The sequence below is a fragment of the Pseudomonas sp. R1-6 genome (assembly GCF_051132115.1).
GTDB lineage: Bacteria > Pseudomonadota > Gammaproteobacteria > Pseudomonadales > Pseudomonadaceae > Aquipseudomonas.
On the sequence record NZ_CP071662.1, the window covers coordinates 5,507,618 to 5,520,610 of the forward strand.

Consider the following 12,993-nt stretch of genomic DNA (forward strand, 5'->3'; position numbering starts at 1 on the left):
CTCTCGACTTCAACCGGCGCTCGCTGAAGAGCGCCCGTACTGGCAGTTTTAACCATGTCTGTGTTCACGCCCCTGGCTCGGCCCGAGCTGGAAACCTTTCTCGCCCCTTACGGGCTCGGCCGCCTGCTTGACTTCCAGGGGATCGCCGCTGGCAGCGAAAACACCAATTTTTTCATCAGCCTTGAGCGGGGCGAATTCGTCCTGACCCTGGTCGAGCGCGGCCCGGTGCAGGAAATGCCGTTCTTCATCGAGCTGCTGGACGTGCTGCACGACGCCAACCTGCCGGTGCCCTACGCACTGCGCACCACCGACGGCGTTGCGTTGCGTGAACTGGCCGGCAAACCGGCACTGCTGCAACCGCGCCTGGCCGGCAAGCACATCAAGCAGGCCAATTCGCAGCATTGCGCGCAGGTCGGCGAATTGCTCGCACACCTGCACCTGGCGACACGCGACAAAATGATCAAGCGCAAGACCGATCGCGGCCTCGACTGGATGCAGGAGGAGGGTGCCAAGCTGTTGTCGCGCCTCGATGCCGAAGCCCGTCGGCTGCTGGAAACAGCGCTGGACGAGATCTCGCTGCAAAAGGCCGGCATCCTCGCGCTGCCTCGCGCCAACATCCACGCGGACCTGTTCCGCGACAACGCGATGTTCGAAGGCACGCACCTGACCGGATTGATCGATTTCTACAACGCCTGCTCCGGGCCGATGCTTTATGACGTCGCCATCGCCTTGAATGACTGGTGTTCGGACGATGACGGCGTGCTCGACGGTCCCCGGGCAAGAGCACTGCTGGGGGCCTACGCCGCGCTACGGCCGTTCACCGCCGCCGAGGCGCAGCTGTGGCCGACCATGCTGCGCGTGGCGTGCGTGCGGTTCTGGTTGTCGCGGTTGATCGCCGCCGAATCGTTTGCCGGGCAGGATGTGTTGATTCACGATCCCATGGAGTTCCAGCAGCGCTTGGCGCAGCGGCAGACGGTTCATGCGTTGTTGCCGTTCGCCCTATAACAGCAGGCCGGCGCGAAGGCTTTTGTGGCGAGGGAGCTTGCTCCCGCTCGGTTGCGCAGCGACCGCAAGATTTTTAGGGCCGCTTCGCGGCCCAGCGGGAGCAAGCTCCCTCGCCACTAGAGCAGTGGGGTTACAACGACTCCAGACACCCCGCCAGATCATTGCCCAACTTTTCCAACAGCTGCTCATATCCTTGCGCCGTCGCCGGGGTGTAGCCGCCCAGTGCGTCCAGCTCCGCCAGTTTCACCGGCAACCCGGCCACCAGGGTTTCGGCCAGGCGCGGGCGCAACGGCGGCTCGCTGAAGACGCAGGTCTTGCCTACCGCTTGCAAGCGCGTGCGCATCGCCGCCACATGCTGGGCTCCGGGCTGCACTTCGGCGGCCACGGCGAACACACCGGCGTGCTTGAGGCCGTAAGTGTCTTCGAAATAATCGAACGCCTCGTGGAAGACAAAATAGGGTTTGCCCGCGACCCCGGCCAGGCGGGCCTTGAGGCGTGTATCCAACGCATCGAGACGCTGGTTGAAGCCCTTGAGGTTGCCTTGGTAACGGGCAGCGTTCGCCGGATCCGCAGCGCTCAGGTCAGCCGCCATCCTGGCGGCGATCACCCGCGCATTATGCGGCGAAAGCCACAGGTGGGCATCCACGGTGCCGGGGCGGTGGTCGTGATCGTGGTCATCGCCCTGATCATGGTCATGATCCTCGTGGGACGCGCTGTCCTCGGCGAAATGACGCAACTTGAGCCCCGGCAAGTCCTGGACCGCGATGGAAGGCAAGGTACGACCATTCAGCACACGCGGTAGGAAACCTTCCATGTCTGGGCCGATCCAGTAGAGCAAATCCACCGATTGCACCTTGCGTACATCGGATGGCCGCAACGCATAGTGATGGGGCGAAGCCCCCGGCGGTAGCAATACCTGCGGAACGGCCACGCCGTCCTGCACCGCGGCGGCAATCAATTGCAGCGGCTTGATGCTGGTGAGTACCTTGATGTCCGCCTGGACCGGGCCGATCAGCAGAAAACTTGCGACAAAAGCGACAAAGAGCGAAAAAATTCGGGACACGATGACCACTCGGAGAGACGAGAACGGGTAACATAATAACGTCTCTCACCAAACTCGTCGCTGCCCATGCCTATCACACCCCTTGCCAGTCGTCCCCACGATCACTCCCACTGCGTGCACAGCGCACTGTCCGAGGCCGACGCCATCTGCGCGCGCCAAGGGTTGCGCCTGACCGCCCTGCGTCGGCGCGTGCTGGAATTGGTCTGGCAAAGCCACAAGCCGCTGGGTGCATATGACATCCTCGCGGTGCTCAGCGAGCAGGACGGCCGACGGGCCGCGCCGCCGACCGTCTACCGTGCGCTGGACTTCCTGCTGGAAAACGGCTTGGTGCATCGCATCTCGTCGCTGAATGCCTTCGTCGGCTGCAACCACCCGGAGCATGCCCACCAGGGCCAGTTCCTGATCTGTCGCGAATGTCATGCGGCGATCGAGCTTGAACAAAAGTCCATCAGCGACGCGATCATCGCCAGCGCCAGGGAGGTCGGCTTCGTGGTCGACACCCAGACCGTCGAAGTGGTCGGTCTCTGCTCCGGCTGCCAGGGGGCCTGATGAGCAACGCGTTGATCCGCCTCGACCAGGTGGCCGTGACGTTCGCCGGGCAGAGCGTGCTGGACAACATCCATTTAAGCGTCGAACCGGGGCAGATCGTGACCTTGATCGGCCCCAACGGCGCCGGCAAGACCACCCTGGTGCGCGCCGTGCTGGGTTTGCTCAAGCCAAACAGCGGCAGCGTCTGGCGCAAACCCAAGTTGCGCGTCGGCTACATGCCGCAAAAACTCCACGTCGATCCGACCTTGCCGCTTTCGGTCCTGCGCTTCCTGCGCCTGGTACCAGGCGTCGATCGCGAGCGAGCCTTGGCGGCGCTGAAGGAAGTCGGCGCCGAGCAAGTGATCGACAGTCCGGTGCAAAGTGTTTCCGGGGGCGAGATGCAGCGTGTATTGCTGGCCCGGGCCCTGCTGCGCGAGCCGGAGTTATTGGTGCTCGACGAGCCCGTGCAAGGCGTCGATGTCGCGGGACAGGCCGAGCTATACAGCTTGATCACCCGCCTGCGCGACCGCCATGGTTGCGGCGTGTTAATGGTCTCCCACGATCTTCATTTGGTCATGAGCACCACCGACCAAGTGGTGTGCCTCAACCGCCACGTTTGCTGCTCCGGCCACCCCGAACAAGTCAGCGGTGATCCAGCATTCGTCGAATTGTTCGGAAAGAACGCACAGAGCCTGGCGATTTATCACCACCACCATGACCATGCCCATGACCTGCACGGTTCGGTGGTCAGCGCCCCTTCTGCTTCCAATCATGTTCATGGAGACGGCTGCAAGCATGGCTGATTTTCTGTTGTATGCCCTGCTTGCAGGCTTGGCCCTCGCGCTCGTGGCTGGTCCACTGGGCTCGTTCGTGGTCTGGCGGCGCATGGCATATTTTGGCGACACCTTGTCCCATGCGGCGCTCTTGGGCGTGGCCCTGGGTTTCCTGCTGGACGTCAGTCCCGCAGTGGCCGTTACCGTCGGCTGCCTGTTGCTGGCGGTGGTGCTGGTGACCCTGCAACAGCGCCAGCCGCTGGCGTCCGACACGTTGCTGGGCATCTTGGCCCCCAGCACCCTGTCCTTGGGATTGGTGGTGCTGAGCTTCATGCGTGACGTCCGTATCGACCTGATGGCCTATCTGTTCGGTGACCTGCTGGCGATCAGCCCGGCGGATCTCTCTTGGATCCTTGGCGGCAGCGCGGCGGTACTGGCGTTGCTCGTGGCGCTGTGGCGTCCGCTGCTGGCGGTCACGGTCCATGAGGAGCTGGCGCGGGTCGAAGGTTTGCCCGTGGTGGGCCTGCGATTGGCGCTGATGCTGTTGATCGCGGTTGTCATTGCGGTGGCGATGAAGATCGTCGGTGTGTTGCTGATTACTTCGTTGCTGATCATTCCGGCGGCTGCGGCACAGCGTCACGCTCGCTCGCCCGAGCAGATGGCCCTGGGCGCGAGCCTGCTGGGCATGCTCGCCGTATGTGGCGGGCTGGCACTTTCATGGTTCAAGGACACCCCGGCCGGCCCGTCCATCGTGGTCAGCGCCGCGGCGTTGTTTCTGCTGAGTTTTGTCCTACCCCGTCGAGGGGTGTAGACTTGCTCGCTTTTTGCGCAAATAGAGAGTCGCAGGAATGAAGCCGTTCGCCTCCCGTTATCTGCTCCTTGTCGCGTTTTCCCTGCTGGGCGCCTGCCAGAGCACGCCGCCGGTCACCCAAGCCCCTGATACGCGGGGTCCGGCCCTCGCGCAGCTGCAACAGAGCCTGGCCGGCAATGAATTGGCCACCGCCGAAGATCAATTGGCAACGTTGCAGGCTCAATCGCCGGAAGACCCATCGTTGGAGCCTTACCAGCGTCAACTGGCCGAGGCGTACTTGCGCCGTAGCCAGATCGATCTGCAGAAAGGCGATGTAAATGCCGCCGCCACGGCCCTTAGCCGAGCTCGCGCCCTGATGCCAAAGGCGCCGGCGCTTACCGGCGAAGTCAACAGCGCGATTGCCGAAGCGCGTAAAGCCGACCTGGAAAAAGCCGAGGCCGATCTCAAGGCCGCCGAAGCCAAGCCGGTCGCCAAAATGATCGATCCGAGCGCACCCAGCACGACAGTCGCGTTGAATCTAGGTGATATTCGGCAAATGCGTCATCAACTGGACGCCATCGCCGCAGATATTGTGAATTTCAAGTGTGATGTCAGCATCCAGGTGCCGCGCACCGATGATTACCCTTGGTTGGCCACATTGCTGAGCAAACGAGTCAAGAAGCTAGATCCTGGGTTCGATCTGAAACTGCGCAAGCAAATTTTACGCAACGTGCCTGCGCAGTTGGTTCTAACTCCGCGCAAGCCCTGACAAAGCCTCGTCGGAACGCTGCCCGTAGCACGCTCGCTTCCCATGAGTTTAGTGAACGACTACTAACCCCCGTGGGAGCGAGCTTGCTCGCGATAGCGTCCCGGCGGACAACAAATTTCCTTTAGGCCGGAACCGCCTTGGCCTTAGCCTCCCGCGCCCAAACCCGATGTTGAGCAATCGCGTCAAAAAACGCCTGGAACTTGCTCGCGTCAGCATCCGGAATCAACCCTGCGTCCGCCTCTAGCTTCAACAACATCAACAACTGCCGGGCTTCGCCATGCAGCGCAATGGCCTTGAGGTGTTTGTAAGCTTCCAACAGGTAGTGCAACGCCACTCCATCGGCACTCAAGGCTTTGATCGACTCCACGCCACCCGGTACAAACACCGCGTCGAAGGCAATCGACGGCAGGCCTTCCATCGAAGCATCCACCGGCAGCGTTTGTCCGTTGGCCGCCGTCACTGGAGCGGACGTCGGACCAAGGATCTTCGCGTGGGCGCCTTCTGCCTCCAGCGCCTTTTTGAGCGCATCGATGATCGCGCCGTCGACGCCATTCGCCACCAACACCGCGACCTTGCGTGTCTTGATGTCGCCGGACAGCAGGTTCGCCTGGCTCAATGCCGGGGACTGCTGCAACGAAGGCGTCGGAACATCAACCGTACAGGCGGTGGGCGCCGGCAAGCCGAGGTTTTTCGCAACGCGCCCGGCCAACTCCAGATCGATATTGGCGAGAATCTCGTTTACCTGCCTCGCCCTGATGAACTCGCGCTCCACCTTGCCCAGCTCGAAGCTATAGGCCGCGATAATGTGCTCTTGTTCGTGGGCGCTCATGCTCTTGTAGAACAGCCGAGCCTGGGAGAAATGATCACCGAACGAATCGCTGCGCTGGCGGATCTTGTGGGCGTCGATACGCTCCGGATAGCTTTCGAAACCGCCATCTTGAGGACCTGGCGGGGTTTCCTTCGGCCAGCCACCGTCGATGGAGTTCGGCTCGTAGGACGCGCGCCCTTTATCGATGGTGGTGCGGTGCATCGCATCACGTTGGCCGTTGTGCACGGGCGTGATGGCGCGGTTAATAGGCAGCTCATGAAAATTCGGGCCGCCGAGTCGGCTGATCTGCGTATCGGTGTATGAAAACAGCCGTCCTTGCAGCAATGGGTCGTTGGTGAAGTCGATGCCCGGCACGATATGTCCTGGGCAGAACGCAATCTGCTCCACCTCGGCGAAGAAGTTGTCCGGGTTGCGGTTCAGTACCATCTTGCCCAACGGGGTGATGGGCACAAGTTCTTCTGGGATGATCTTGGTCGGGTCGAGCAAGTCGAAGTCGAATTTATGCTCGTCTTCCTCGGCAACGATCTGAACGCCGAACTCCCACTCGGGGTAGTCGCCCATCTCGATGGATTCCCACAGATCGCGACGGTGATAATCGGTGTCCTTGCCTGCAAGCTTCTGGGCTTCGTCCCACACCAGGGAACAAGTGCCCGCCTTGGGCCGCCAGTGGAACTTGACGAAGCTGCTGCGCCCTTCAGCGTTGATCATACGGAAGGTGTGCACGCCAAAACCCTGCATCGTGCGCAGGCTCTTTGGAATCGCCCTGTCGGACATGGCCCATATCACCATGTGAGCAGATTCCGGAACCAATGAGACAAAATCCCAAAAGGTGTCGTGGGCCGAGCCACCGGTGGGGATTTCGTTATGGGGCTCGGGTTTCACCGCGTGGACAAAATCTGGAAATTTCACCGCGTCCTGGATGAAAAATACCGGCATGTTGTTGCCCACCAGGTCGAAGTTGCCCTCGTCGGTGAAAAATTTCACGGCAAAACCGCGCACGTCCCGTACGGTGTCACCGGAACCGCGTGGACCCTGCACGGTGGAAAAACGCACGAACACAGGCGTTTTTTTATTGGGGTCTTGCAGGAAACCAGCCTTGGTCAGGGCCGCATGTGATTCATAGGCCTGAAAGTAGCCATGGGCACCGGTCCCGCGGGCATGGACGATGCGCTCCGGGATCCGCTCATGGTCAAAGTGCGTGATTTTCTCACGCATGATGAAATCTTCCAGCAACGATGGCCCACGGGCGCCGGCACGCAGGGTGTTCTGGTTATCGGCGATTTTCACGCCCTGGTTTGTGCGCAGCGCCTGTTCCGTGGCATCGGAGCGAAACTGCTCCAGGCTTTCGAGCTTGGCGTTGGTGTTGGTGCGATCCAAGGTATCGGTCCCGGCCAGTTGGCTAGGGGCGGCAGGCTTTTTAGTGCTCATCAGGCGTGACTCCTCGTTGCGATCCCCGCCGTGGCCAGGACCCATGAGTTCGATGCGCCAGGCACGGTACCTGGGCATGTTTTGAGTTGCCTAATGAGTGACCAGTACCGTTTCGCTGTGTTCCTTTTTAATGTCCTTTGATCGCCTTATTGCCAATTCGCTGGTTCAATCTCAAATAAATGCTAAGAACCCCTATAAGGACAGGCTAAAATGCGCGCCCGGCTTACCGCTGATCCTTTTTCAACGCGCCCCACAAGGTTCGCTACGTGATCGAGTTTCAAAACGTCCATAAAACCTACCGGGTTGCCGGTAGGGATATCCCCGCCCTGCATCCGACCAGCCTGACAATCGAGAACGGTCAGGTCTTCGGCCTCATCGGCCATTCCGGAGCAGGAAAAAGTACTCTGCTGCGCCTGATCAATCGCCTGGAAGATTCCACGGGCGGCAAGATCATCGTCGATGGCGAAGAAGTCACCGCCCTGGACGCCAGCGGCCTGCGCCGTTTCCGTCAACAGGTCGGGATGATCTTCCAGCACTTCAACCTGCTGGCATCCAAGACTGTCGCCGACAACGTGGCGCTGCCGCTGACGCTGGCGGGCGAATTGTCCCGCAGCGAAATCGACCGGCGCGTCGCCGAGCTGCTGGCGCGGGTAGGGCTTTCAGACCATGCCCGCAAATACCCGGCGCAATTGTCCGGCGGCCAGAAGCAGCGCGTCGGCATCGCCCGTGCCCTGGCGACCAAACCCAAGATCCTGCTTTGCGACGAGGCCACCAGCGCCCTTGACCCGCAGACCACCGCCTCGGTGCTGCAATTGCTGGCGGAGATCAACCGCGAGCTGAAGCTGACTATCGTTTTGATCACCCACGAAATGGACGTGATCCGCCGAGTGTGCGATCAAGTGGCGGTGATGGACGCTGGCGTAATCGTCGAGCAAGGCCCGGTTGCCGACGTGTTCCTGCACCCCAAGCACCCGACCACCAAACGTTTCGTCCAGGAAGACGAGCAGATCGACGAAAGCGAACAGCGCGACGATTTCGCCCACGTCCCAGGACGCATCGTGCGTCTGACGTTCCAAGGCGATGCGACCTACGCGCCGTTGCTCGGCACCGTCGCCCGGGAGACCGGCGTGGACTACAGCATCCTGGCGGGACGTATCGACCGCATCAAAGACACCCCCTACGGGCAACTGACCCTCGCCATCACCGGCGGTGACATGGAGGCGGCGTTCGCCCGCTTCACCGCGGCCGATGTCCACATGGAGGTGCTGCGCTAATGGAACTGTTGAGTTCGTTCTTCTCCAATATCGACTGGCTGGAAATCTGGCTGGCCACCGGCGACACCTTCCTGATGCTGTTCGGTTCGCTGCTGTTCACCGTGCTGCTCGGCTTGCCCCTGGGCGTGTTGCTGTTTCTGTGCAGCCCGCGCCAGTTGCTCGAAGCCCGCGGCGTTTATGCGCTGCTGTCGCTGGTCGTAAACATCCTGCGTTCGCTGCCATTCATCATCCTGTTGATCGTGATGATCCCGTTCACGGTGTTGATCACCGGCACCTCCCTGGGCGTGGCCGGCGCGATCCCACCGTTGGTGGTCGGCGCCACCCCGTTCTTCGCTCGCCTGGTGGAAACGGCACTGCGCGAAGTGGATCGCGGCATCATCGAAGCGACCCAGGCCATGGGCGCCACCACGCGGCAGATCATCGTCAACGCCTTGCTGCCGGAAGCCCGCCCGGGCATTTTTGCAGCGATTACGGTGACAGCCATTACGCTGGTGTCCTACACGGCCATGGCCGGTGTGGTCGGCGCCGGTGGTCTGGGCGACCTGGCGATCCGCTTCGGTTACCAGCGTTTCCAGACCGATGTCATGGTCGTCACCGTGGTGTTGCTGCTGGTGCTGGTTCAGGTTCTGCAAACCGTGGGCGACAAACTGGTTGTGCATTTCTCTAGAAAATAAGGCCTCGCGCCAATAAAACCATGAGCCGGCCATTCGCTGGCGGCGTCGAGAGCAGGCGCCTAAAAAGGAGTTAGCTGAATGAAAAAACTACTGGTTGCCTTCGCTGCCGCCGCAGCGTTCTCTGCCCACGCCGATACCCTGACCGTCGCGGCCACGCCGGTCCCCCATGCGGAAATCCTCGAATTCGTCAAACCGGCGTTGGCGAAGGAAGGCGTGGACCTCAAGGTCAAAGTCTTCACCGACTACATCCAGCCGAACGTACAGGTGGCTGAAAAGCGCCTGGACGCCAACTTCTTCCAGCACCAGCCGTACCTGGATGAGTTCAACAAAGCCAAGGGCACGCACTTGGTGAGCGTGGCGGGTGTGCACCTGGAGCCACTGGGCGCGTATTCGAGCAAATACAAAAAGCTGGAAGAACTGCCAGGCGGCGCCAACGTGGTGATTCCTAACGACGCCACCAACGGCGGCCGTGCGCTGTTGCTGTTGGCGAAGGCTGGGGTGATCAAGTTGAAGGATTCGAACAATATCCTGTCGACCACCAAAGACATCGTTGAAAACCCGAAGGACCTGAAGTTCCGTGAGCTGGAAGCCGCGACCATTCCGCGGGTACTGACCCAGGTGGATCTGGCTCTGATCAATACCAACTATGCGTTGGAAGCCAAGCTTGATCCTTCCAAGGATGCGTTGGTGATTGAAGGTAACGACTCGCCTTATGTGAACATCCTCGTTGCCCGTCCGGACGACAAGGACAGTGAGGCGATGAAGAAGCTGGTGGCGGCTTTGCATACGCCGGAAGTGAAGAAATTCATTCTGGAGAAGTACAAAGGGGCGGTTTTGCCGGCGTTTTGAGCTGATCAGGTAGCAAAAAAACGGGGCTGCGTGGGAATGCAGGCCCGTTTTTTTATGCTTGGAATAAAGAGCTAAAACAACAAGCTGGTTGCCGCTCGGTAAAGAAATGGCTGAATCAAATACTTTTATTGTTTTACAAACCCTCATGATAAATTCGCGCCGCAACCTCTAATCAATAGAGGGCATTCAGGGAGAGAAGTAGTGATCAAGTCTTTGTTGGTTGGGGCATTGCTGGCAACGGCATCGGCATCGGCGTCTGCGATGAGTTGCGATAATCCTAGAAACGCCTATGACAGAACCTATTGCGCATCGCTGAAAATGGTTCAGTCAGATCAGGACATCAATGATCAATACAAGAAGACGATGAGCGCGCTGAATCCGGATCAAAAGAAAAAAGTGAAAGCCGCTCAGATCCAGTGGATCAAGACTCGTGACAACGCCTGTTCCAACGATGGCCTGCTCTACTTGGACTGTGCCAATGAGAAGACTGAGGCGCGTATCGTCATACTCAAGGCTATCGAGCGCGAATGCCGTGCCGCCGGTTGCGACGACGCGAAGCTGTCGCAGGTCGAGTAATCCGCTAGCATTGAGCGCATCGGGTTGCAGTCGTAGCCACGAAAAACCCGACGTGAAGCGTCGGGTTTTTTCTTTAGCAGGTTGAGCCGCTGTCACGGCCCAGCGGAAGCAAGCATCCTCGCCACTAAGTTCGGTGCAATTGGGGCTGTGGGCTTAATTCAGTTGTTTGCGCTAATGGCAGGGTGCCACAATCGCCTTCTTCGCTGCGTCATAATCAGGTGGTTCAAATGGATGGCCCAAGATTGCGCAATGGCCAGGATTTTGTAATAGCCGAGCAGGTTCGAACAGATCGGTTGCAGCAACTGTTTCGCCAGTCTGTTTCTGCGGTTTTCGGTAGTTACCTGGCTGCCATCATGTTGAGTTGGCTGTGTTGGGATCGGTTTGACCACAGCACTATCGCTTGGTGGCTATTAATCCTGACCGCATCGACGCTGTTGCGTATCGCGATGTTCATAGCCTATCTGCGCAGCGACGAAAGTGAGCGTACGCCACAACGCTGGGAGCGCAGGTACTGGGTCACGCTAGTGCTATCCGCCAGCATCTGGGGCGGTGGTGCGTTCATGCTGATGCCAGCGGACGATCTGTTGTCCCAGGCGCTGGTCATGCTGTTTACCGTGGGCATGTCTGTCAGTGCGGTGTCCTGCTATTCGGCTTACCGCGATATGACCCTGGCCTCCATTGGCCTGGTGCTGTTCCCGTGCACCGTCTGGCTGCTCTTTCAACCGTCTCCGATTCAAGTCGGCATGGCACTTTCAATCTTGGTGTTCGCGGCATTTGCCGCTCGCGCCACGCACAAAATGTCCCAAGCCCTGGAAATTGCCTTTCGTCTCACCCGTGAGATGGAACAGGCAAACAGCATCTCCACCCGTGCCGCACAAACCGATGAACTGACCGGCCTGAAGAGTCGGCGGGCTTTTTTTGAGCATGCCCAGCAGCTCTATGATGAATGTAAGAGCAACCGGTTAGGGTTGTGCGCAGTCATGCTGGATATGGATCACTTCAAGCACATCAACGACACCTACGGCCACCAAGTCGGGGATCAGGTTTTACGCGAGATGGGGACGGTGATCAGTTCGTCGTTTCGGGCGACGGATATACATGGCCGGCTCGGTGGGGAAGAGTTCGCCATTCTGCTTCCAGACACTTCAATTGAGGTCGCTACCCAGATTGCAGAACAGCTCATCGATGCCATTGCGGGTTTGATGATCGAGCCTGTTCACGGCATATCAGCCAGCCTCGGCGTCGCGTCGACGGAGGCCTGCAATAAGGATCTCCATAGCTTGATGAACGATGCGGATAAGGCCCTGTATCGGGCAAAAGCGCTGGGGCGTAATCGAGTGGCTGTTGCTTAGCCGGATTGGCTTTGCATCACCAGTCGGAATTTGATGGTGTCCATGCTCTACGGGTCATGATCAAGAATCCATCATTGGCTTGTGATGTTCCTCTCTTCGAAGGCCTGCAATTGCGCTGGCCCTTTTGACTTTCCCCAATGGCTCCTTCCTCCGATTCCCTCACGGCGCGCACGTGCTGACGCGACTGTGACGGCTGAAAATAAATATTCCTAGATATCAACGGGTTAACCAAAAGCAGGAAAATATTTTGAAATTTACATTGCGCGCTAATTATTGATGCATTAACTTTAACGCCACTGGTTAGCGCGCAAACATTTGGCGCAAACAAAAATCGATCCAATCAATCAGCAAATGAGGAAACACCATGAACGTTCTTTACACCGCAGTCGCAACCTCCACCGGTGGCCGTGATGGCCGTGCTGTTTCCAGCGACAAAATTCTCGACGTGAAACTGGCCACTCCAAAAGCCTTGGGCGGCGCCGGAGGGGAAGCTACCAACCCCGAGCAATTGTTCGCAGCGGGTTACTCGGCCTGCTTCATCGGCGCGCTGAAATTTGTCGCCAGCCAAAGCAAACGCAGCATTCCGGCTGACGCTTCGATCACGGCCCATGTCGGCATTGGCCAGATCCCTGGTGGTTTCGGCCTGGACATCGACCTGCACATCAGCCTGCCAGGCCTGGATCAAGCCGATGCTCAAGCGCTGGTCGATGCGGCTCACCAGGTTTGCCCGTACTCCAACGCGACACGCGGCAACGTCGACGTTCGTTTGCACGTCACCGTCTAACTCACTTCCTCCACGAATAAAAGGATCTGGACATGAACACTCTTAGCAAAATACTCGTTGGCTCGCTTCTGGCTCTGTCCCTCGGCAATGCGTTCGCGACTCCCTTTGTTCAACCCACGTTCGCTGAGGGGGGCTCGGATCGGCTGATCGAAAATCGCGTAGCCGAAGGTGGTTCGGATCGACTGATCGAAAACAGAGTGGGCTGAACTACCCGTTCATCGTTAAAAAACGGTCGAATCCACCTATGTACTTCCAAAACAGAAACGCCGCTTATCTCTCACGAGAAAGCGGCGTTTTTG

Annotated in this window: 14 protein-coding genes; 12 read left to right on the forward strand and 2 right to left on the reverse strand. The window is 59.2% G+C overall.

The window, feature by feature from the left end:
- Positions 1–54 precede the first annotated feature (54 nt).
- Complete coding sequence (locus J3P81_RS24655) at positions 55–1,005, forward strand: homoserine kinase (protein WP_434561458.1); 951 nt, start codon at positions 55–57, stop codon at positions 1,003–1,005.
- 130 nt (positions 1,006–1,135) lie between these two features.
- Here the strand turns inward: J3P81_RS24655 and znuA are convergent, their stop codons facing one another.
- A complete protein-coding gene (gene znuA / locus J3P81_RS24660) occupies positions 1,136–2,068 on the reverse strand; it encodes a zinc ABC transporter substrate-binding protein ZnuA (RefSeq protein WP_434561460.1) in 933 nt (310 codons plus the stop codon).
- Positions 2,069–2,134: 66 nt separating this feature from the next.
- On the opposite strand from znuA, the gene zur reads away from it, so the two are divergent.
- Genes zur through J3P81_RS24680 form a run of 4 tightly spaced genes read left to right on the forward strand, consistent with a single transcriptional unit; the run spans position 2,135 to position 4,928 of the window.
- On the forward strand, positions 2,135–2,617 hold the full coding sequence (zur, locus tag J3P81_RS24665; RefSeq protein ID WP_420766027.1) for a zinc uptake transcriptional repressor Zur: 483 nt from the start codon (positions 2,135–2,137) through the stop codon (positions 2,615–2,617).
- Positions 2,617–3,399, forward strand: a complete 783-nt coding sequence (gene znuC, locus J3P81_RS24670) for a zinc ABC transporter ATP-binding protein ZnuC (RefSeq protein ID WP_420766028.1) — start codon at positions 2,617–2,619, stop codon at positions 3,397–3,399. Before zur ends, znuC begins: the two co-directional genes overlap by 1 nt.
- Positions 3,392–4,180, forward strand: a complete 789-nt coding sequence (gene znuB, locus J3P81_RS24675; protein WP_420766029.1) for a zinc ABC transporter permease subunit ZnuB — start codon at positions 3,392–3,394, stop codon at positions 4,178–4,180. Before znuC ends, znuB begins: the two co-directional genes overlap by 8 nt.
- Before the next feature lie 37 nt (positions 4,181–4,217).
- Entirely contained in the window at positions 4,218–4,928 is a 711-nt protein-coding gene (locus tag J3P81_RS24680; RefSeq protein WP_434561462.1) for a PA5502 family lipoprotein, read from the forward strand.
- 121 nt (positions 4,929–5,049) lie between these two features.
- On the opposite strand, the gene katE is transcribed toward J3P81_RS24680, so the two are convergent.
- Positions 5,050–7,185, reverse strand: coding sequence for a catalase HPII (katE, locus tag J3P81_RS24685; RefSeq protein WP_434561464.1), 2,136 nt, complete (start codon positions 7,183–7,185; stop codon positions 5,050–5,052).
- A 266-nt stretch (positions 7,186–7,451) separates the two neighbouring features.
- Here katE and J3P81_RS24690 point away from each other — a divergent pair, with 266 nt between their 5' ends.
- The 7 genes from J3P81_RS24690 (at position 7,452) to J3P81_RS24720 (ending at position 12,900) form a co-directional block, all read left to right on the forward strand.
- Positions 7,452–8,459, forward strand: a complete 1,008-nt coding sequence (locus J3P81_RS24690; protein ID WP_420766033.1) for a methionine ABC transporter ATP-binding protein — start codon at positions 7,452–7,454, stop codon at positions 8,457–8,459.
- Positions 8,459–9,133, forward strand: a complete 675-nt coding sequence (locus J3P81_RS24695) for a methionine ABC transporter permease (RefSeq protein WP_420766034.1) — start codon at positions 8,459–8,461, stop codon at positions 9,131–9,133. Before J3P81_RS24690 ends, J3P81_RS24695 begins: the two co-directional genes overlap by 1 nt.
- Before the next feature lie 78 nt (positions 9,134–9,211).
- Complete coding sequence (locus J3P81_RS24700) at positions 9,212–9,982, forward strand: MetQ/NlpA family ABC transporter substrate-binding protein (protein ID WP_434561466.1); 771 nt, start codon at positions 9,212–9,214, stop codon at positions 9,980–9,982.
- A gap of 201 nt (positions 9,983–10,183) precedes the next feature.
- Positions 10,184–10,558 (forward strand): lysozyme inhibitor LprI family protein, encoded by a 375-nt coding sequence (locus tag J3P81_RS24705; RefSeq protein WP_434561468.1) that lies wholly within the window; start codon positions 10,184–10,186, stop codon positions 10,556–10,558.
- A 227-nt stretch (positions 10,559–10,785) separates the two neighbouring features.
- Positions 10,786–11,910, forward strand: a complete 1,125-nt coding sequence (locus J3P81_RS24710) for a diguanylate cyclase (protein WP_434561470.1) — start codon at positions 10,786–10,788, stop codon at positions 11,908–11,910.
- A gap of 364 nt (positions 11,911–12,274) precedes the next feature.
- Positions 12,275–12,694, forward strand: coding sequence for an organic hydroperoxide resistance protein (locus J3P81_RS24715; protein ID WP_030139009.1), 420 nt, complete (start codon positions 12,275–12,277; stop codon positions 12,692–12,694).
- Between the two features lie 32 nt (positions 12,695–12,726).
- Positions 12,727–12,900 carry a hypothetical protein gene (locus J3P81_RS24720; RefSeq protein WP_434561472.1) on the forward strand — a complete coding sequence of 58 codons (174 nt, stop codon included), beginning with the start codon at positions 12,727–12,729 and terminating at the stop codon, positions 12,898–12,900.
- Positions 12,901–12,993 lie beyond the last annotated feature (93 nt).

Excerpts from the sequence above, each read along its gene's own strand:
- J3P81_RS24710 (WP_434561470.1), top strand. The coding sequence starts at position 10,786 with ATGGATGGCCCAAGATTGCGCAATGGCCAGGATTTTGTAATAGCCGAG.
- J3P81_RS24655 (WP_434561458.1), top strand. The coding sequence starts at position 55 with ATGTCTGTGTTCACGCCCCTGGCTCGGCCCGAGCTGGAAACCTTTCTC.
- znuB (WP_420766029.1), top strand. The coding sequence starts at position 3,392 with ATGGCTGATTTTCTGTTGTATGCCCTGCTTGCAGGCTTGGCCCTCGCG.
- znuC (WP_420766028.1), top strand. The coding sequence starts at position 2,617 with ATGAGCAACGCGTTGATCCGCCTCGACCAGGTGGCCGTGACGTTCGCC.
- zur (WP_420766027.1), top strand. The coding sequence starts at position 2,135 with ATGCCTATCACACCCCTTGCCAGTCGTCCCCACGATCACTCCCACTGC.
- J3P81_RS24700 (WP_434561466.1), top strand. The coding sequence starts at position 9,212 with ATGAAAAAACTACTGGTTGCCTTCGCTGCCGCCGCAGCGTTCTCTGCC.
- J3P81_RS24680 (WP_434561462.1), top strand. The coding sequence starts at position 4,218 with ATGAAGCCGTTCGCCTCCCGTTATCTGCTCCTTGTCGCGTTTTCCCTG.
- J3P81_RS24695 (WP_420766034.1), top strand. The coding sequence starts at position 8,459 with ATGGAACTGTTGAGTTCGTTCTTCTCCAATATCGACTGGCTGGAAATC.
- katE (WP_434561464.1), bottom strand. The coding sequence starts at position 7,185 with ATGAGCACTAAAAAGCCTGCCGCCCCTAGCCAACTGGCCGGGACCGAT.
- J3P81_RS24715 (WP_030139009.1), top strand. The coding sequence starts at position 12,275 with ATGAACGTTCTTTACACCGCAGTCGCAACCTCCACCGGTGGCCGTGAT.
- J3P81_RS24720 (WP_434561472.1), top strand. The coding sequence starts at position 12,727 with ATGAACACTCTTAGCAAAATACTCGTTGGCTCGCTTCTGGCTCTGTCC.